Annotated in this window: 18 protein-coding genes; 8 read left to right on the top strand and 10 right to left on the bottom strand. The window is 64.9% G+C overall.

The genetic code is table 11. The features are described 5' to 3' along the window. Positions 1-21 precede the first annotated feature (21 nt). Positions 22-744: a YggS family pyridoxal phosphate-dependent enzyme gene (locus EVC45_RS05275; RefSeq protein ID WP_129956975.1), complete on the top strand. Its 723-nt coding sequence runs from the start codon at positions 22-24 to the stop codon at positions 742-744. An 84-nt stretch (positions 745-828) separates the two neighbouring features. After that, positions 829-1,644: a pyrroline-5-carboxylate reductase gene (gene proC, locus EVC45_RS05280; protein WP_129956976.1), complete on the top strand. Its 816-nt coding sequence runs from the start codon at positions 829-831 to the stop codon at positions 1,642-1,644. A gap of 133 nt (positions 1,645-1,777) precedes the next feature. On the opposite strand, the gene ubiA is transcribed toward proC, so the two are convergent. The 6 genes from ubiA to recG form a co-directional block, all read right to left on the bottom strand. Continuing rightward, positions 1,778-2,641: a 4-hydroxybenzoate octaprenyltransferase gene (ubiA, locus tag EVC45_RS05285; protein WP_129956977.1), complete on the bottom strand. Its 864-nt coding sequence runs from the start codon at positions 2,639-2,641 to the stop codon at positions 1,778-1,780. Positions 2,642-2,874: 233 nt separating this feature from the next. Beyond that, complete coding sequence (locus tag EVC45_RS05290; protein WP_129956978.1) at positions 2,875-3,372, bottom strand: Dps family protein; 498 nt, start codon at positions 3,370-3,372, stop codon at positions 2,875-2,877. 153 nt (positions 3,373-3,525) lie between these two features. Continuing rightward, a complete protein-coding gene (locus EVC45_RS45525) occupies positions 3,526-3,690 on the bottom strand; it encodes a hypothetical protein (RefSeq protein WP_168991411.1) in 165 nt (54 codons plus the stop codon). A gap of 89 nt (positions 3,691-3,779) precedes the next feature. Beyond that, complete coding sequence (locus tag EVC45_RS05295) at positions 3,780-5,240, bottom strand: catalase (protein ID WP_129956979.1); 1,461 nt, start codon at positions 5,238-5,240, stop codon at positions 3,780-3,782. Positions 5,241-5,650: 410 nt separating this feature from the next. Further along, positions 5,651-6,610 carry a LysR substrate-binding domain-containing protein gene (locus EVC45_RS05300; RefSeq protein WP_129956980.1) on the bottom strand — a complete coding sequence of 320 codons (960 nt, stop codon included), beginning with the start codon at positions 6,608-6,610 and terminating at the stop codon, positions 5,651-5,653. Between the two features lie 134 nt (positions 6,611-6,744). Beyond that, complete coding sequence (gene recG, locus EVC45_RS05305; RefSeq protein ID WP_129956981.1) at positions 6,745-9,105, bottom strand: ATP-dependent DNA helicase RecG; 2,361 nt, start codon at positions 9,103-9,105, stop codon at positions 6,745-6,747. A gap of 205 nt (positions 9,106-9,310) precedes the next feature. Here recG and queA point away from each other — a divergent pair, with 205 nt between their 5' ends. The 5 genes from queA (at position 9,311) to secF (ending at position 15,404) form a co-directional block, all read left to right on the top strand. Continuing rightward, positions 9,311-10,369, top strand: a complete 1,059-nt coding sequence (queA, locus tag EVC45_RS05310) for a tRNA preQ1(34) S-adenosylmethionine ribosyltransferase-isomerase QueA (RefSeq protein WP_129956982.1) — start codon at positions 9,311-9,313, stop codon at positions 10,367-10,369. A gap of 114 nt (positions 10,370-10,483) precedes the next feature. Then, positions 10,484-11,680, top strand: coding sequence for a tRNA guanosine(34) transglycosylase Tgt (tgt, locus tag EVC45_RS05315; RefSeq protein ID WP_129956983.1), 1,197 nt, complete (start codon positions 10,484-10,486; stop codon positions 11,678-11,680). A gap of 218 nt (positions 11,681-11,898) precedes the next feature. Further along, positions 11,899-12,228 (top strand): preprotein translocase subunit YajC, encoded by a 330-nt coding sequence (gene yajC / locus EVC45_RS05320; protein WP_129956984.1) that lies wholly within the window; start codon positions 11,899-11,901, stop codon positions 12,226-12,228. Positions 12,229-12,344: 116 nt separating this feature from the next. Then, positions 12,345-14,435 (top strand): protein translocase subunit SecD, encoded by a 2,091-nt coding sequence (gene secD / locus EVC45_RS05325; protein WP_129956985.1) that lies wholly within the window; start codon positions 12,345-12,347, stop codon positions 14,433-14,435. 18 nt (positions 14,436-14,453) lie between these two features. After that, the gene (gene secF / locus EVC45_RS05330; RefSeq protein WP_129956986.1) at positions 14,454-15,404 is read left to right on the top strand and encodes a protein translocase subunit SecF; all 951 of its coding nucleotides are present in this window, start codon (positions 14,454-14,456) and stop codon (positions 15,402-15,404) included. 100 nt (positions 15,405-15,504) lie between these two features. On the opposite strand, the gene EVC45_RS05335 is transcribed toward secF, so the two are convergent. The 4 genes from EVC45_RS05335 to EVC45_RS05350 all read right to left on the bottom strand — a co-directional run bounded on the left by EVC45_RS05335 (position 15,505) and on the right by EVC45_RS05350 (position 18,913). Then, positions 15,505-16,782 (bottom strand): MFS transporter, encoded by a 1,278-nt coding sequence (locus EVC45_RS05335; RefSeq protein WP_129956987.1) that lies wholly within the window; start codon positions 16,780-16,782, stop codon positions 15,505-15,507. A gap of 317 nt (positions 16,783-17,099) precedes the next feature. Beyond that, positions 17,100-17,669 carry a YceI family protein gene (locus EVC45_RS05340; RefSeq protein WP_129956988.1) on the bottom strand — a complete coding sequence of 190 codons (570 nt, stop codon included), beginning with the start codon at positions 17,667-17,669 and terminating at the stop codon, positions 17,100-17,102. A 111-nt stretch (positions 17,670-17,780) separates the two neighbouring features. After that, the gene (locus tag EVC45_RS05345) at positions 17,781-18,344 is read right to left on the bottom strand and encodes a YceI family protein (RefSeq protein ID WP_129956989.1); all 564 of its coding nucleotides are present in this window, start codon (positions 18,342-18,344) and stop codon (positions 17,781-17,783) included. A gap of 8 nt (positions 18,345-18,352) precedes the next feature. After that, complete coding sequence (locus EVC45_RS05350; protein WP_129956990.1) at positions 18,353-18,913, bottom strand: cytochrome b; 561 nt, start codon at positions 18,911-18,913, stop codon at positions 18,353-18,355. Between the two features lie 439 nt (positions 18,914-19,352). Between EVC45_RS05350 and EVC45_RS05355 the strand changes: the two genes are divergently transcribed. Then, entirely contained in the window at positions 19,353-20,069 is a 717-nt protein-coding gene (locus EVC45_RS05355) for a paraquat-inducible protein A (RefSeq protein ID WP_129956991.1), read from the top strand. The last annotated feature ends 3 nt before the right edge of the window (positions 20,070-20,072 follow it).

Raw genomic sequence — 20,072 nt, forward strand, 5'->3', positions numbered from 1 at the left:
CGCTGAACACCGGTTCGTCCCATGTCCGATCTGCCTCACAGTCTCGCCGACCATCTGACTCACAATCTCGCCGACGTGCACGAGCGCATCGCCAGGGCCGCGCAAGCGGCCGGCCGCGATGCGCAGTCCGTGATGCTGCTCGCGGTCTCCAAGACCTTTCCCGCCGATGCGGTGCGCGCCGCTCATGCGGCCGGTCAGCGCGCGTTCGGCGAGAACTACGTGCAGGAAGCGCTCGACAAGATCCAGACGCTCGCCGATCTGCGTGCATCGCTCGAATGGCATTTCATCGGGCCGCTGCAATCGAACAAGACGCGGCCCGTCGCCGAGCATTTCGACTGGGTGCATTCGGTCGATCGGCTGAAGATCGCGCAGCGACTGTCGGAGCAGCGCCCCGACAATCTGCCGCCGCTCAACGTCTGCCTGCAGGTCAACGTCAGCGGCGAAGCGTCGAAGAGTGGCGTCGCCATCGACGAAGCGGTCGCCATCGCACAACAGATTGCCGCGCTGCCGAAGCTGAAGCTGCGCGGACTGATGTCGATTCCCGAACCGGCCGGCGATCTCGAAGCACAACGCGCGCCGCATCGGCAGTTGCGCGCGCTGTTCGAGCGCTTGCGTAACGACGGGCTCGAGCTCGATACGCTGTCGATGGGCATGTCGGCCGATCTCGAAGCGGCCGTGCTCGAAGGCGCGACGATCGTGCGCGTCGGCACCGCGATCTTCGGCGCGCGCGATTACTCGCGCTGAGCTTTTCCACGGGCCTCGCGCGAGTCTGGCTGCGCAAAGCCCTCATCGCATTTTCGCATCTCACCTGAACCTATCCGGACCATCATGAAAATTGCGTTTATCGGCGGCGGCAATATGGCCGCGGCGTTGATCGGCGGCCTCATCAAGCGGGGCGTCGCGCCCACGGACCTGTACGCGATCGATCCGAACGAAGACGCGCGCAAGCGCAACGAGCAGCAATTCGGCATCCGCACCGGTGCGGCCGCAGACAGCGCACTCGCCGACTACGACGCGGTCGTGCTCGCGGTGAAGCCGCAGATCCTGAAGAGCGTCGCCGAAACGGTGGCGCCGCATCTGCGCGAGTCGCAACTGATCGTCAGCATCGTCGCGGGCATTCGCATCGGCGACATGTCGCGCTGGCTCGGTGGCCACAGCCGCATCGTGCGCGTGATGCCGAATACGCCGGCCTTGATCGGCATGGGCGTGACGGGTCTCGTCGCCAGCAGCAGCGTCGACGAAGCGGGCCGCGCGCTCGCGTCGCAGGTGCTCGGCGCGGTCGGCGAAACCGTCTGGTTCGACGACGAAGCGAAGATCGACGCGGTCACCGCGATCTCGGGCAGCGGGCCGGCCTACGTGTTCTATTTCATCGAAGCGCTGCAGGAAGCCGCACGCCAGCTCGGTATGGACGAAGCGCAGGGGCGCGCACTCGCGGTCGCGACGTTCACGGGCGCCGCGCAACTCGCGGCCAATTCCGACGAGCCGCTGAACGTGCTGCGCGAGCGCGTGACCTCGAAAGGCGGCACGACCGCGGCGGCGCTCGCCTCGTTCGAAGCGAGCGGCATCAAGGATGCGATCGTGCGCGGCGCACTGGCCGCCGACGCGCGGGCGCGCGAGATGGGCGACGAGTTCGGCAAGCAGTAAAACGAAGCGGCATCGCAAAGAAGCAGCAGAAACAAACACGCCGTAGCGCGACTGTCCTTTTATCTAATCCGGACGGACGCCTACGGCGTGTAGAAACAGCAGCGATTCGAAGCCAGCAAAGCGCTGGCGCGAATCAGAACGAAGTGATCAGGTAATGCGCGGCGATCCCCGCGAACAACGCGCCGCCGAGCCAGTTGTTGTGACGGAACGCGGCAAAGCACGGCATGCGCTCGCGACCACGGATCAGCGTGTAGTGATAGATCGCGCAACCCACCGCGACCGCCCAGCCGAGCCAGTACAGCGGACCAAACCCGAGCGTCAGGCCGATGCCGACGTAAATCCCGAGCGTCACCGCATAGCACAGCATGACGGCGGCCACGTCGAAACGGCCGAAGGTCAGCGCCGACGTGCGGATGCCGATCTTGATGTCGTCGTCGCGATCGACCATCGCGTATTCGGTGTCGTACGCGACGGCCCAGAAGATGTTCGCGACCAGCATCACCCACGCGAGCAGCGGCACGTGGTCCTGCACCGCGGCGAACGCCATCGGAATGCCGAAGCCGAACGCGATGCCCAGATACGCCTGCGGAATCGCGAAGAAGCGCTTCATGAACGGGTACGTGCCGGCGACGAACAGCGCGACCACCGACAACTCCTTGGTCAATGCATTGAGCGGCTGGATCAGCAGGAACGCGATCAGCGACAGAACCGTAGCCAGCACGACCGCTTCCCACGCATTGATCTTGCCCGACGTGATCGGCCGGTTTTCGGTGCGCTTCACGTGACGGTCGAAATCGCGGTCCGCGTAGTCGTTGATCGCGCAGCCGGCCGAGCGCATCAGCACCGTGCCGAGCGTGAAGATCACCAGCAATTGCCACGACGGATGACCGCCGGAAGCGATCCACAGTGCGTTGAGCGTCGGCCACAGCAGCAGCAGGCTGCCGATCGGCTTGTCCATGCGCACGAGGCGCAGATACAGGGGAAGTCGGGCGAACATGGGACGAATTCGGTGAAGTGCGAACACGGTGCGCCTATTTTACGGGAAGCGCGCGACGGCCCTGGATTCGCGCGATAGCATGTCGACACCCAACGCTCGCGCACCTGCGTATCACGCGACGGCAGCGCAAAAAACAAAGCCCCCCGCGTAGGGAGGCTTGTGCCGTTTCAGCGCGGCGTGGGCGTTACCCGCGCCGACATCAAACGTGATTCGACCGGCTCAGCCGCTCCAGATCAGGCGAGCATCGAGCGCAGCATCCACGCGGTCTTTTCGTGCGTCTGCATACGTTGCGTGAGCAGGTCGGCGGTCGGCTCGTCGTTGGCGGCTTCCGTCGACGGGAAAATCGCGCGCGCGGTGCGTACCACGGCTTCCTGACCTTCCACGAGCTGGCGGATCATGTCTTCCGCGGCCGGTACGCCATCCGCTTCGGGGATCGACGACAACTTCGCGAACTCCTTGTAGCTGCCCGGCGCATGCACGCCCAGCGCGCGGATGCGTTCGGCGATCGAGTCGACCGCGAGTGCAAGTTCGGTGTACTGCGTTTCGAACATCAGGTGCAGCGTGTTGAACATCGGACCCGTGACGTTCCAGTGAAAGTTGTGGGTCTTCAGGTACAGCGTGTACGTGTCGGCGAGCAGACGCGACAGCCCTTCGGCGATCTTCTTGCGATCCTTGTCGCTGATGCCGATGTTGACGTGCTGAACTGCTGCGGCGGCTTCTTTCTTGGCCATGATGACTCCTTCGAAGAGTGATACGAACCGGTCGACAGATGACGGTCTGCAGAAACAGAGATCAAACGTTCGACAGTGTAGCGTGAAATGCTGCAACGCTTGCGTGAGACGCGCTTGAAAGCCTTGCTGCGCCGCCATTCCGGCGGCACCGCGTCAGCCGCCCAGCGTGTGTTGCAACGCCTGCGCGGCGAGCACCGCAAAGCCGCTCGCGACGATCGCAAGGCCCACCGCCTTGCGCAACATCAACGCCTGTCGCTGCATCTGCATGCCGCGCGCGGCGGCCGGTGCGCCGATGCTTGCCATCATCATCTGGATCATGATCGTACTCCCGGTTCGTTTCGTGACGGACGCAGCAATGCGCTGCGCCGTCGATTACATTGCTACTGCGTTGCGATCCGCCGCGTACCTCACGCCTGGCGGTTCCTGCCTTCCTGCAATACGGCGAGCGCCGCGATCACCCCTTGCGCGTAAGCCGGATCGGCCCGGCGGAAATGCTCGATCTGACGCGCGACGATCTGCTGCGGCACGCCGTCGATATGTCGCGCGATATTGCCGAACAGACGCTGACGCTGCGCATCGTCGAACAGCGCGAACAGCATGCGCGGCTGCGTGTAGTAGTCGTCGTCCTCGCGATGCTCGTAACGCGCGACCGCCCCCGCCGCGAGCGGCGGCTCCGCCGCGTTCGCATCCTGCGCGAAGTCGCCGAAGCGATTCGGCTCGTAATTCACGTTGCCGCCGAGATTGCCGTCGGTGCGCATCGCGCCGTCGCGATGGAACGAATGCGGGTTCGGCACGCGCGGCGCATTCACCGGAATCTGGTGATGATTGATGCCGAGCCGGTAACGCTGCGTGTCGCCGTACGAGAACAGACGACCCTGCAACAGACGGTCCGGCGAAAAACCGATGCCCGGCACCACGTTCGCCGGCGTGAAGGCCGCCTGCTCGACGTCCGCGAAATAGTTCGCCGCGTTGCGGTTCAGTTCGATCGTGCCGACGTCGATCAACGGATAGTCCTTCTGCGACCACACCTTCGTGATGTCGAACGGATTGAAGCGGTAATTCGCCGCGTCCGCTTCGGGCATCACCTGAATCGCGAAGCGCCACTTCGGAAAGTTGCCCGCGTCGATGCTGTTCACCAGATCGCGCTGCGCGCTTTCGCGGTCGTTGGCAACCACCTGGGCGGCTTCGGCGTCGGTGAAGTTCTCGATGCCCTGCAGCGACTTGAAGTGGAACTTGACCCAGAACCGCTCGTCGTTCGCGTTGATGAACGAGTACGTGTGCGAGCCGAAGCCGTGCATCTGCCGGTAGTTCTTCGGAATACCTCGATCGCTCATCAGAATCGTCACCTGATGCAGCGACTCCGGATGACGCGACCAGAAATCCCACGCGGCGACGTTGCTGCGCAGATTCGTGTACGGATCACGCTTCTGTGTATGAATGAAGTCCGGAAACTTCAGCGGATCGCGGATGAAGAACACCGGCGTGTTGTTGCCGACCACGTCCCAGTTGCCGTCCTCGGTGTAGAACTTGATCGAGAAGCCGCGCACGTCGCGCTCGGCGTCGGCCGCGCCACGCTCGCCGGCCACCGTCGAAAAGCGCATGAACAGCGGCGTTTGCTTGCCGACCTGCGCGAATACCTGCGCCTTCGTGTAGCGCGAAATGTCGTGCGTCACCGTCAGCGTGCCGAACGCACCCGAACCCTTCGCGTGAACGCGACGCTCGGGTATCACTTCGCGATCGAAGTGCGCGAGCTTTTCGAGCAGCCAGACGTCCTGTAGCACGACCGGTCCGCGCGGACCGGCGGTCATCGAGTTCTGGTTGTCGGCGACGGGCGCGCCGGCGGCGTTGGTGAGCTTACGTTCTGACATGGGTGCTCCTGCGTGGTCTTGGTCGAATCAGAGGGAAGTGCGAGGCATCCGGGCGGCGGATGCCGTCGTCGGTCGGTACGTCAGGCGCCCAGCACCCGGTCGACCAGCAACGACACGGCGATCGTGCGGAAACTCGGAGCGGCGGCCGTCGCGGCCGGTTGTGCGGGAAAAGCGTGGATGGACTGTGAATCCGCTTGCATGTTGTTTTCCTCCTGGCTTGTCTCACGCCCCGAGCGACGGGCCGAGGCGCTGAGCCTTATCGAATAAGGGGATCGGGCGATCCGTGGAGGAAACTATAGCAATAGCTATCGAATATTCTTATTTGATTAATTTAATCTATTCGATAGGGTCTGCGCCCTTTTCGCGGCCTGCCGCCCCGGTGCCCGGCGCGGCTGCGCGATAACGGCGAGTCAGTTGACGGCGGCGGGCAGATCGAGCTTTTTGACGCCCGGCAGGTCGCAGGCAGCGATGGCTTCGCAGATCGCGTCGATCGCGGGCATGCGCGTGAAGCTCTTGCGCCATGCCAGCACGACGCGGCGATCGGGCACCGGCTCGTCGAACGCGACGTAGCTGAGCAGGCCCGCGTCGATACCGCCCGCATGCGGCTTGACCTCGTGCACCGACATGCGCGGCAGCACGGTAATACCGACGCCGCTCGCGACCATATGACGAATCGTTTCGAGCGACGAGCCCTCGAAAGTCTTCTGGATGCCGTCCGCGTTCTGCGAAAAGCGCATCAGTTCCGGGCACACGCCGAGCACGTGATCGCGGAAGCAGTGGCCGCTGCCGAGCAGCAGCATGGTTTCCTGCTTCAGGTCGTCAGGGTCGATCTTCGCGCGGCTTTCCCACGCGTGACCGGACGGCAGCGCGACGACGAACGGCTCGTCGTACAGCGGGCGCAGCATCAAACCGGTTTCGGGAAACGGCAGCGCCATGATCGCGACGTCGATTTCGCCCTGCTTGAGCAGCTCGATCAGCTTCAGCGTGTAGTTTTCCTGCAGCATCAGCGGCATTTGCGGCACGCGCTGGATCATCTGCTTGACGAGCGTGGGCAGCAGGTACGGCCCGATCGTGTAGATCACGCCGAGGCGCAGCGGACCGATCAGCGGATCCTTGCCCTGCTTGGCGATTTCCTTGATCGCGAGCGTCTGCTCGAGCACGCGTTGCGCCTGCGTGACGATCTGTTCGCCGATCGGCGTGACGCTGACCTCGCTGGTGCCGCGCTCGAAAATCTGCACGTTCAGCTCGTCTTCGAGCTTCTTGATGGCCACGGACAGCGTGGGCTGGCTGACGAAACACGCTTCGGCGGCCCGGCCGAAGTGCCGCTCGCGGGCCACCGCCACGATGTATTTCAATTCGGTGAGCGTCATTCGGGGATCAATCAGCGCAATGAATTCGATAGGTTCTAGTTATACACCTATAGGGTCGGTTCGCCAACCTTTTAGCCGGTCCGCTTGCCGCGGGCAGATGCGCGGCGCATGACGAGGCGCGAGTAGTGGCGAGATCAGGCTTTCAGATACTGCTCACGCGCGCCGAGCCAGCGCGCGAGATGCTGGAGGACCACGTCCGGATACTGCTCGAGCAGCATCGCGGCGGCCTCGCGCGCCGGCTCGATCAGGTGCTGATCGTTCTGCAGATCGGCGAAACGCAGCATCGCCGCGCCCGACTGCCGCGCGCCGAGAAATTCGCCGGGCCCGCGGATTTCGAGGTCGCGTCGGGCGATCTCGAAGCCGTCGGTGGTTTCGCGCATCGTTTGCAGACGGGCGCGGGCGGTCATCGACAGCGGCCCGGTGTACAGCAGCACGCACACCGACGCGGCGCTGCCGCGCCCCACCCGTCCGCGCAACTGATGCAGCTGCGCGAGACCGAAGCGCTCCGCATGCTCGATCACCATCAACGACGCGTTCGGCACGTCGACGCCCACTTCGATCACCGTGGTCGCGACCAGCAGCTGGATCTCGTTGCGCGTGAACGCGTCCATCACCGCGGCCTTTTCGGCGGGCGCGAGGCGCCCGTGCACGAGCCCGACCTTCAGTTCGGGCAGCGCGGCCACCAGCGTCTCGTAGGTCTCGACCGCGGTTTGCAGCTGCAGGGTCTCGCTTTCCTCGATCAGCGGACACACCCAGTACACCTGGCGTCCCGTCAGCGCCGCCTCGCGCACGCGGCCGATCACCTCTTCGCGGCGCGCGTCGGACACGAGCTTCGTGAGGATCGGCGTGCGGCCGGGAGGCAGTTCGTCGATCGTGGAGACGTCGAGGTCCGCGTAGTAAGTCATCGCGAGCGTGCGTGGAATCGGCGTCGCGGACATCATCAGCTGATGCGGCTGGAAGTCCGCCGCGCCGTCGGCTGCGCCCTGCGCCTTTGCGCGCAGCGCGAGCCGTTGCGCGACGCCGAAGCGATGCTGTTCATCGACGATCACGAGCCCGAGGCGCGCGAACTCGACCGCATCCTGGATGATCGCGTGCGTGCCGATCACCAGCTGCGCGGTGCCGAGCGCGGCCGCTTCGATCGCGGCGCGCTTTTCCTTCGTCTTCAGACTGCCCGCGAGCCATGCGACGCTCACGCCAAGCGGCTCCAGCCAGCCGCGCAACTTGCGCGCGTGCTGCTCGGCGAGGATTTCGGTCGGCGCCATCAGCGCGGCCTGGTAGCCGGCGTCGATCGCCTGCGCGGCGGCAAGCGCCGCGACGATGGTCTTGCCGCTGCCGACATCGCCCTGCAACAGCCGCTGCATCGGATGCGGCTGCGTCAGATCGAGCGCGATCTCGCCGCCGACGCGCTGCTGCGCGGCCGTCAGCGAAAACGGCAGCGCCTTCAGCAGACGCGCGACCAGCGCGGCTTCGTCACCGAGCTTGCGGCGCGGCATGGCCGGCGCGGCGCGCGTGCGACGCTCGTCGTGCGCGCGCTTCAGCGACATCTGCTGCGCGAGCAGTTCTTCGAACTTGATGCGCACCCAGGCCGGATGTGTGCCGTCGATCAGCGCCGTTTCGTCCGACTGCGCGCCCGGATGATGCAGCGTGCGCACCGCGTCCATCAGCGCCGGCACGCCGAGCGGTTCGAGAAACGCGCGCGCCACCGACGCGGGCAGCAGTTCCGGCAGCGACGTGCGCGCGAGCGCGTTATCGATCGCCTTGCGCAGATATGCCTGCGACACGCCCGCGGTGCTCGGATAGACCGGCGTCAACGCCTGCGGCAGCGGCGTGTCTTCATCGACGACGCGCACGGCCGGATGCACCATCTCCATGCCGAAGAAGCCGCCGCGTACGTCACCGCGCACGCGTAGGCGCGCGCCGAGCGCCATTTGCTTGACCTGCGAGCCGTAGAAATTCAGAAAGCGCAGCACCAGCTCGTCGCCGTCGGCGTCGCGCAGCTTCACGAGCAGCTGCCGGCGCGGGCGATACGCGATCTCGTTGTCGAACACCACGCCTTCGGTTTGCGCGACACCGCCCGGCAGCAGGTGGCCGATCGGCGTCAGCGAGGTTTCGTCTTCGTAGCGCATCGGTAGATGCAGCACGAGGTCGATGTCGCGTGTGAGACCGAGTTTGGCGAGCTTGTCGGCGGTTTTGACCGGGGCTTTGGGAGCGGATTTGGCGGCGGCCTTCGCTGAGGATGCGGCTGTGGCTTTGGTCTTGGCGGTGGGTTTGTCGCCGCTTGCGGGATCGGCTGCGAATTCATCGGGAGGGTCGCCCGCGGCGCCACCGGCATGGTCGCCATCGCGCCCGAAATCGTGGCCAGTCGCCGTCATGTCACCATGCGGGCCGCCTTCCACCGCATCCCGTTCGCCCGCCTCCGCTCGCGCACCGCGGCGCCGCGGTTCGGCGCCCGCTTCGAGGGTGGCAACGGACGATCGGCGGTCGGACAAAGGCATAGGCTGCTTCGCAAGTACAATATCGGCTGCTGTCGAAAATAATGAGTCGTGCCGCCCTTCGCGCGTCCAGCGTCATCAGGATGCGGCACAGGGCGCGTGCGGGCCGCTTCGGCGTCCCGCCATCATAGCCGCCCGGCTCCGGCTTCGGCTCAATTCAGTCCCAATTCAGTCCCAAATCAGTCCCAACCCGCTTCCAGTCGTTCGCATGTTTACGCTTTCCGATTTCGATTTCGATCTGCCGCCCGAGCTGATCGCGCAAGTCGCGCTGCCCGAGCGCAGCGCAAGCCGTCTGCTCGACGTGGACCCCGCAGGCGCCGCCGATGGCGCCGCGCGCCTGATCGACCGCCGCTTCACCGAGCTGCCCGGGTGCGTCGCGCCGGGCGATCTGCTCGTGTTCAACGACACCAAAGTGCTGAAGGCGCGCTTCTTCGGCCAGAAGGCGAGCGGCGGCAAGGTCGAAGTGCTGGTCGAGCGCCTGACCGGCGAGCGCAGCGCGCTTGCGCAGATCCGCGCGAGCAAGAGCCCGCAGGCGGGCACGACGATCCGTCTCGCGGATGCGTTCGACGTCACGGTCGGCGAGCGCGTCGATCAGTTCTACACGCTGCATTTCCCCGACGACTGTCTGATGCTGATCGAGCAGTACGGTCGTCTGCCGCTGCCGCCGTACATCGAGCACGATCCCGACGCGACCGACGAAACCCGCTATCAAACGGTGTTCGCGCAGAACCCGGGCGCGGTCGCCGCGCCGACCGCCGGCCTGCACTTCGACGACGCGCTGCTCGCGCGGCTCGACGCGCATGGCGTCGAACGCGCCACGCTGACGCTGCACGTCGGCGCGGGCACGTTCCAGCCGGTGCGGGTCGAAAACATCGCCGAGCACAAGATGCACAGCGAGTGGTATCACCTGCCGCAAGCGCTCGCGGACAAGATCGCCGCGACCAAAGCGCGCGGCAACCGCGTGATCGCGGTCGGCACGACCTCGATGCGCGCCCTCGAAGCCGCCGCGCGCGACGCCGAAGCCGCCGGCCACCCACTCGCCGCGGCGAGCGCGGAAACCGACATCTTCATCACGCCGGGCTACCGGTTCCGCGTGGTCGACCGGCTGGTCACGAACTTCCATTTGCCGAAGTCGACGCTGCTGATGCTGGTGTCGGCGTTTGCGGGAGTCGAGACGATTCGCGCCGCGTATCGTCATGCGATCGACGAGCGCTACCGCTTTTTCAGCTACGGCGACGCGATGCTGCTCACGCGGCGCGATGCCTGAGCCGGCTCAAGTACTGTTGCAACGTATCGGCAGTTTTCCTAGCCGCCGCGATCCTTCGTGGCGGTTTTCATTGATTGCGCCGGACTGTTTTCCGGTAGCAGAGGAGTGATCCCCATGACCCTTGGTCATCCATCGTCGCCGCAACAAGCGGCCCACGAGCGCCCGGAGAATGGCCTCAAATTCGAACTGCTCGGCACCGACGGCCTCGCGCGCCGCGGCCGCGTCACGCTCAATCACGGCGTGGTGGAGACGCCAATCTTCATGCCGGTCGGCACTTACGGCACGGTGAAGGCGGTCCAGCCGCGCGACCTCGACGAAATGCACGCGCAGATCATCCTCGGCAACACGTTTCACCTGTGGCTGCGCCCCGGCCTCGAAACCATCGAGGCGCACGGCGGCCTGCATGGCTTCATGGGCTGGAAGAAGCCGATCCTGACCGACTCGGGCGGCTTCCAGGTGTTCTCGCTCGGCGATCTGCGCAAGATCACCGAAGACGGCGTCACGTTCGCGTCGCCGATCAACGGCGACCGGCTGTTCCTGTCGCCGGAAGTGTCGATGCAGATCCAGAAGGTGCTGAACTCGGACATCGTGATGCAGTTCGACGAATGCACGCCGTACGCGACCAACAACATCCCGACCTCGCACAAGGAAGCCGCCGAATCGATGCGCATGTCGATGCGCTGGGCGCAACGCTCGATCGACGAATTCCAGCGCCTCGGCAATCCGAATGCGCTGTTCGGCATCGTGCAGGGCGGCATGTTCGAGGATCTGCGCGACGAGTCGCTCGCCGGCCTCGCCGAAAAGAACTTCCATGGCCTCGCGATCGGCGGTCTGTCGGTCGGCGAGCCGAAGGAAGACATGATGCGGATCCTGAACCACATCGGCCCGAAGCTGCCGGCCGACAAGCCGCACTACCTGATGGGCGTCGGCACGCCGGAAGACCTGGTGGCCGGGGTCGCGGCCGGCGTCGACATGTTCGACTGCGTGATGCCGACGCGCAACGCGCGCAACGGCTGGCTGTTCACGCGCTTCGGCGACGTCAAGATCCGCAACGCGACGCACAAGAACTCGCTGCGCCCGCTCGACGAGCAATGCGGCTGCTACACCTGCCGCAACTTCACGCGCGGCTATCTGCACCACCTGCATCGCGTCGGCGAAATCCTCGGTGCGCAACTGAACACGATCCACAACCTGCACTACTACCTGGAACTGATGCAGGAAATGCGCGACGCGATCGAGGCGAAGCTGTTCGACGCGTTCCGCAAGCGCTTCCACGAAGACCGCGCGCGCGGCGTCGAACCCTCGTCCTGACGGCCCGGCACGCGGATTCCGCCGACGAATCCGCGCCGTCGCCGCGTGCCGCGCACACACAACTTACAATTCACTTTCGCCGGCCGCGGATTTTGCCCCGAAACGGACCTTTAAACGGTTGATCGCAAAGCCGATTCGCCGCGCCGGCGCACGTGTGGCCGGTGGTAGAATAACCGGCTGATTTTTTTGTTCGTTTGACTGATAACGGAGAGACCAACGTGTCGTTCATTTCCAATGCCTACGCGCAAGGCGCTGCAGCAGGCGGTATCGAATCCAATCTGATGAGCTTTCTGCCGCTGATCCTGATGTTCGGCGTGCTGTACTTCATCATGATTCGCCCGCAAATGAAGCGCCAGAAGGAACATCGCAACATGCTCGCAGCGATGGCCAAGGGCGATGAAGTCGTGACGAACGGCGGCATCGTCGGCAAGATTACGAAGGTGGGCGAAGCCTACGTCGGCGTTGAAATCTCGGAAGGCACCGAAATCACCGTGCAAAAGGCGTCGGTCACGACAATTCTCCCGAAGGGCACGATCAAGTCGCTTTAAGGCCTGCTCTCCTCGCGTCCGGCGCGGCCTCGCCGGCGGTTCAGGCACCTCGCTGAACGGCCCGCGCTCATCGCCGGACGCATCGCATCCAAGCCAACCTTCCCGTTGGACCACTCATGAATCGCTACCCCCTCTGGAAATACGCCGTGATGCTGGTGGCTCTGGTCATCGGCCTCGTGTACACGCTGCCCAATCTGTACGGCGAAGCGCCGGCGGTGCAGGTGTCGAGCGGCAAGGCCACGGTCAGGCTCGACGCCACCACGCTGGCATCGGTCGAAGCCGCGCTCGCGGGCAATCAGATCAAGCCGACCGCCGTCACGTTCGATAACTCGCAGAACAACGCGAACATCCGCGTGCGCCTGACGGACACGGACACGCAGTTGCGCGTCAAAGACCTGTTGCAAAAGACGCTCAATAGCGACCCGAACGATCCGCAATACATCGTCGCACTGAACCTGCAAAGCGCATCGCCGACCTGGATGGCCGCGCTGCGCGCACTGCCGATGTACCTCGGTCTCGACCTGCGTGGCGGTGTGCACTTCCTGCTGCAGGTCGACATGGCCGGCGCGCTGAACAAGAAGCTCGATTCGGACGCTTCGGACGTGCGCACGCTGCTGCGCGACAACCGCATCCGCGATGGCGGCGTGAATCGCGTGAACCAGTCGGTGGTGGTGAATCTGGCCGACCAGGCCACGGCGGACGCGGCGCTCAAGCTGCTCGGCCGCAGCGTCAGCGAACTCCAGTGGGCGTCGCAGCCGAATACCGGCGCGGACGGCGGCGTGCAGCTCGTCGGCACTTTCACGCCGGCCGTACAGCGCGCGGTGCAGGACGCCGCGCTCAAGCAGAACATCACGACGCTGCATAACCGCGTGAACGAACTCGGCGTGGCCGAGCCGGTGATCCAGCAACAGGGCGCGGACCGCATCGTGGTCGAGCTGCCGGGCGTGCAGGACACCGCGAAGGCGAAGGACATCATCGGCCGTACGGCGACGCTCGAAGCGCGCCTCGCCGACCCGGTCAACACGCATCCGAACCCGAACGACCCGGTGCCGCCGGGCGATGAACTCTTCACGCAAGGCAACCAGGCGCCGGTGCTGCTGCGCAAGCAGGTGATCTTCACCGGCGACCGCATCATCGACGCGTCAGCGGGCTTCGACGAGCATCAGCGTCCGTCGGTCAACATCCGTCTCGACTCGGCCGGCGGCCGCGCGGTGGCCGCGGTGTCGCGCGACAACATCGGCAAGCCCATGGCGATGGTGCTGTTCGAGCGCGGCAAGGGCGAAGTGCTGACGGTCGCGACCATTCAATCGGAGCTGGGCGACCGCTTCCAGATCACCGGCCAGCCGACCCCGCAAGCGGCCGCCGACCTCGCGCTGCTGCTGCGCGCCGGTTCGCTCGCCGCGCCGATGGAAATCATCGAGGAACGCACGATCGGCCCGAGCCTCGGCGCCGACAACATCAAGAAGGGCTTCCACTCGGTCGTGTGGGGCTTCGCGGCGATCGCCGTGTTCATGATCGCGTACTACATGCTGTTCGGCGTGATCTCGATGATCGGCCTGTCCGTGAACCTGCTGCTGCTGGTCGCGGTGCTGTCGATGCTGCAGGCCACGCTCACGCTGCCGGGTATCGCCGCTATCGCGCTCGCGCTCGGTATGGCGATCGACGCGAACGTCCTGATCAACGAACGCGTGCGTGAAGAACTGCGCAACGGCGCGCCGCCGCAACTGGCCATCCAGAACGGCTACGCGCATGCATGGGCGACGATTCTCGACTCCAACGTGACCACGCTGATCGCCGGCCTCGCGCTGCTCGCGTTCGGCTCGGGTCCGGTGCGCGGCTTCGCGATCGTCCACTGTATCGGCATCCTGACGTCGATGTTCTCCGCGGTGTTCTTCTCGCGCGGCCTGGTCAACTTCTGGTACGGCGGCAAGAAGAAGCTGAAGTCGCTGTCGATCGGCCAGGTGTGGCGTCCGCAAGCGGCGGCCGCCGGCTCGGCCGCTTACGCCGGCAGCCTCGGTGGCAGCGACGCCGCGACCGACACCGCGCAGGCCATCGCCACGGCGAAGGCGAGCGCGAAGGCTAGCTCGAAGGCACCGGCCGCAGCCGGCGCGCAGGGTCGCGCGAAGCCGACCGTGCGCCGTCGCAATGCGCCGGGCACGCCGTCGTCGAATGACTCGACGCCGCAGAAACCGGGTTCATCCCGCTGAGTCCCGGAGAACAAGACCATGGAATTTTTCCGTTTCCGTAAAGACATTCCGTTCATGCAGCGCGCGTTGGTCTTCAACGCGATCTCGCTGATCACCTTCCTCGCCGCCGTGTTCTTCCTCGTGCATCGCGGGCTGCATCTGTCGGTGGAATTCACCGGCGGTACCGTGATCGAGGTTCAGTATCCGGGCGCGGTGCCGCTCGACCCGGTGCGCAACACGCTCGGCAAGCTCGGCTATGCCGACGCGCAGGTGCAGAACTTCGGCTCCTCGCGCGACGTGCTGATCCGTCTGCCGCTGAAGTCGGGCTTCACGTCCGCTCAGCAGAGCGACCAGGTGATGGGCGCGCTGAAGGCCGAGACGCCCGAGGTGCAGTTGCAGCGTGTCGAGTTCGTCGGTCCGCAGGTCGGCAAGGAGCTCGCCACCGACGGTCTGCTCGCGCTCGCCTGCGTGGTGGCCGGCATCGTGATCTACCTGTCGTTCCGCTTCGAATGGAAGTACGCGATCGCCGGCGTGATCGCCAACCTGCACGACGTCGTGATCATTCTCGGCTTCTTCGCGTTCTTCCAGTGGGAGTTCTCGCTGTCGGTGCTGGCCGCGGTGCTCGCGGTGCTCGGCTATTCGGTCAACGAGTCGGTGGTTATCTTCGACCGGATTCGCGAAACCTTCCGCCGCGAACGCAAGATGAGCGTGATCGAAGTGATCAACCACGCGATCACCAGCACGATGTCGCGAACCATCATCACGCACGGCTGTACGCAGATGATGGTGCTGTCGATGTTCCTGTTCGGCGGCCCGACGCTGCACTACTTCGCACTCGCGCTGACGGTCGGTATTCTGTTCGGTATCTACTCGTCGGTGTTCGTCGCCGCGGCGCTTGCCATGTGGTTCGGCGTCAAGCGCGAAGACCTGATCAAGGACAAGAAGGAAGCCCACGATCCGGAAGATCCGAACGCGGGCGCGCAGGTTTGATGCGCGCGTAGCCGCTGAGGCTTGCGCAAAATAAAGAAGGCCGGTTCTCGCGAACCGGCCTTTTGCGTTTACGTCGTGCGCCGTCGTTGCCGGCTCGGACCTAGCGGAACCCCAGCTTGCGACGCGCCCCAAGCAGCGCCGCGATGCTCAGCAGCGCGGCGAACATCACGTAGTAGCTCGGCGCCGCCTTCGAACCGGTCGCGCTGATCAGCCACGCGATGATGAACGGGCCGAAGCCGCCGAAGATCGTCACCGCGATGTTATAGGCGAGCGACATGCCGGTCGTGCGCGTCTGCACCGGGAAGATCTCCGACAGCAGGCCAGGCGTCGCGCCAAAGTAGCCGCTGACCAGAAAGCCGAACACAATCTGCCACACGATCAGCGTGCCGAAGCTCGGATGCGCGATCAGCAACGCGAACGCCGGATAGACGAGCACGAGCAGCAGCACGGCCGCGCCCAGCATGATGCGTGTGCGTCCATGCAGGTCCGACCAATGCCCCGCCACCGGCGAGAACACCATCTGGATCAGCCCCGTCACCGCGATCGCCGAGAACGCGACCGACGGCGCGAGCCCCAGTTGCCGCACACCATAGGTCGGCATGAACAGCATCAGATACGCGGACACGGTCCCGAGGATCACCACGCCCATCGCGATCACGAGCCGCAGTTTCTGCGTCGCGAAGGTATCGCGCAGCGGCGTCTGCGTCGTTTCGGCAGCGAGGAATTCGGGCGTCTCGTCGAGCCTCGTGCGGATGTAGAACGCGACCGGCCCGATCAGCAGACCGAAGAAGAACGGCACGCGCCAGCCCCACGATGCCATCTGCTCCGGCGACAGTTGCCCGGTCAGCAACGCGCCGAAGCCGGCGGCGAGCAACGTCGTCAGCCCCTGGCTCGCCATCTGCCAGCTCGCGTAGAAGCCGCGCCGCCCCGGCACGTGCTCGGCGAGAAACGCGGTCGCGCTGCCGAACTCGCCGCCGGCCGAGAAGCCCTGCATCAGCCGCGCGAGCACGAGGACCAGCGGCGCGGCGAGGCCGATGCTCTGATAGGTCGGCAGAATCGCGATGATCAGCGTGCCGCCCATCATCAGCAGGATGGAAAGCGTGAGCGCCGCCTTGCGCCCGCAGCGGTCCGAATACGCGCCGATCACGATTGCGCCGAGCGGCCGCATGAAAAACGACACGCCGAACGTCCCGAGCGTGAGCAGCAGCGATACGGTCTCGTTGCCGGCCGGAAAAAACAGCTTGGAGATGATCACGGCGAAAAAGCCGTACACCACGAGGTCGAACCATTCGAGCGCGTTGCCGATCGAGGCGGCCACCACCGCGCGCCACGAATTCTGCCGGCTTCCCGCGACGCTTGCTGCTGTCGTTGCATTCATCCAGATCTCCTGTGCTGCGCGAAATATTTATCGACGCGAACGCGTGACGTCCGCGCTGGCCATGCGGGCAACGCGCACCACCGGCATGACTGCATGCGCGCTATTTAACTGAAAAAATAAAAGTGAAGCGAGCAACAAATGGGCCGATGCCAGCCCATGCGTGCCGATGCGCGCCACGCATGGCCGTGGCGTTTGCTACAGGCGATAAAAAACCGCTTCGTCGGTAAACGACCGAAGCGGTTTTCGTGTTGCGGCGCAGCGCGAATCGAATCGCAATAGCGTCCAGCGCGCCGGCAGTTGCAAAGGCGCCGTCGCGCTTACTGCTGCTTGATACCTTCCGACTGGATATGCAGGCGGGTCTGCATGCTGAAGCCGTACTTCGCGCCGAAGTCCATGCCGTAGTCGGCGCGATTGAATTCGGTGCTCGCCTCGACGCCGCACACTTCGCGCTTGAGCACCGGATGCGGCATGCACTTGAATGAATCGATCTTCAGATTCACCGGCTTCGTGATGCCGCGAATCGTCAGCGTGCCGATCACCTCGACCGGCTTGTCGCCGTCGAACTTGATCTCGGTGCCCTTGTAGGTCACCGACGGATACTTCGCGACGTCGAAGAACGCGTCGGACTTCAGGTGATCGTCGAGCTTCGGATTGCCGGTCTGCACCGAAGCGGGATCGACGCTCACGTCGACGGTGCCGGTTTTGGCCGCGCGATCGAGCGTCACCGTTCCCGTGGTTTTCGTGAATTTGCCGCGCCAGATCGACAGACCGCCGAGGTGGTCGGCCTCGAAGCTCGGAAACGTATGCATCGGATCAAGCGTATAGGTATCGGCGGCGAACGCGCCGAGCGACAGCGACGAAGCCAGCGCGCCAACGGCGATCAACATGGACGTTCTCAATTCGTGCTCCTGTTTTGCGTTGAAAATCGCGGTGCAACCTGCGGTGAGAAAACGGCCGCGCCCCACGTGGCACGGCGGACATCACGAACGCCGCACGCGTTACTTATGTGCGGCGACGATATGAAACTTGATCACGACCTCGTCGGCGACGACCGACGTGTCCTTCCATTCGCCGGTGCCGATGTCGAACTGCGAGCGCTTGATCGGCAGCGCGCCGTCGAAGGTTTGCGTCGCGCCCTGCTGGCTCACGGTGACCGGCACCACCACCGTCTCCGACTTGCCCTTGATGGTCAGCTTGCCGGTCACCTTGAACTGGTTGCCGCCCGCCGGCGCGATCGCGCTCGACACGAACGTCGCGCTCGGAAAGGCCTTCGCGTCGAACCATTCCTTGCCGCGCACCTGCTCGTTGTAGCTCTCGTCGCCGAGATCGTAGCTGGCGATGTCGATATCGAGCTGCGCGCTGCCGGCCGTCGGCTTGGCCGGATCGAAGCTGACCTGCGCGGTGAACTTGTTGAACTTGCCTTCGACCGGCACGTTCATCTGCTTCGAGGTGGCCGTCACTGAGCTCTTCGCGACGTCGACCTGCGCGAGCGCCACGCCTGCGGCGGAGAGCGACGCCGCCGCGAACGCGGCCAGCATGTAGCGATAAAACGAAACCTTCATGGTTGTCCTTATTTGAGGAAAGGGATCATGCGCGACAGCAGTCCGTCGCGATCGAGCCATTGATGCTTGAGCGCCGCCGCGACGTGCAATGCGACCAGCACGAGCAACGTGTAATTCAACGCGATGTGCAGGTTCTTCAGCACTTCCTTCAGGTGCGGATCGGGCGCGATGATGCGCGGTAGCGGAATCAGCCCGAGGTAGACGACCGGCACGTTCGCCGCCGAGCTATACAGATAGCCGGACACGGGGATCACGATCATCAGCACGTACAGCAGCAGATGCGTGAGATGCGCGGCGCCGCGCTGCCAGGTCGGCATGCGGCGCGGCATCGGCGGCGCGCCGTAGATCGCGCGCCACACGATGCGCACGATCGCAAGCGCGAACACGGTCACGCCGATCCATTTGTGCCATGAGAAATAGCGCAGCTTGGTGGGCGTGAAGCCCGGGATGTCGGTCATCACCCAGCCGAGCGCAAAGCCGCAGACTATCAGCAGCGCGATCAGCCAGTGAAAGGCGATGGCGGTCCGCGTGTACGACTCCCGGGTACCGAACGATGGATTGTGTGTCATGACAGATCAACGCAGGCTTATGAGAAGTTAACGGGGCGCCGCGGCCTGCTATTCCGCGCTAACTCCCGTGCATCGGCACGGCGCGCGCGGCCGATGCGGCGGACATCATCGCCGCACAGGGCGCCGGGCATGCCAAGGCCGCCATGCTACCCCAAGCGCGAAAAGCTGGCTGTAGCGCATCGGCGGAACGGGCCCGAATTTTGCACGCACCGGCGCCCGGACGGCGCCGCTACGTTGAACGAATCGGGGACAGAAAGCTTCAGAGCGACGCCGTACCAGCCCGGACCCGCTTGCGGCAGGTCGGCGCCAGGCCCCGTGCCGCGCGCGGTTCGCGCCGGTCGCGAGGCCGCGTTTGGTACTATTGCTGCTCACCGCCGCCCGACTCCTCGTAAAGAGCAGGCTTTGCACGCCGCCACTACGTCGTTAGCCCATCTGCCGCATGGAACATGACAACCTGATCGCGTGCCATGAATGCGACACGCTGCTCCGCAAGCCACGGCTTGTCGGGCGCGTCGCCGCGCGCTGTCCGCGCTGCGGCGCGACGCTCCTTCGCGGCGTCTCGCGCAAGCTCGACGCGATCTGCGCGCTGACGCTCGCCGCGCTGATTACGTTCGTGATCGCGCAGGGCTTTCCGATCGTCGAACTCGAAACCAACGGCATCACGTCGCAGACTACTCTGTTCGGCGCGCTCGTCGCGCTGTGGGGCGAGGACATGGAGATCGTCGCCGTGATGGTGTTCTGCTCGACGATCCTCTTTCCGCTCACCGAACTCGTCGCGTTGCTGTACGTGCTGGTGCCGCTGCGCGCCGGCTACGTGCCCGCGCACTTCAAACGCGTGATGCGCGCGATCCAGTTCGTGCGGCCGTGGGGCATGATCGAAGTGTTCATGCTCGGCGTGCTGATCACGATCGTGAAGATGGTGAGCCTCGCGCGGGTGATTCCCGAAGCGGCACTGTTCGCGTTCGGCGCGCTGACGCTGATGTTCGCGGTGGTCGTCACGTTCGATCCGCGCGTGCTGTGGGACGTCGCCGACGAAATCGACCCGAGCGGCACACGGCCGTTGCCGCGCACGTCGGCCGACAGCGTTGGCGGCACGACCAACCGCGCTGCGGGCAGCGCTCCGCCCGGCTTACCGCCCACGCCGCGCGAAGGATGAGTC

Origin of the sequence: Paraburkholderia sp. UYCP14C (genome assembly GCF_004197395.1) — a bacterium.
Classification (GTDB): Bacteria; Pseudomonadota; Gammaproteobacteria; order Burkholderiales; family Burkholderiaceae; genus Paraburkholderia.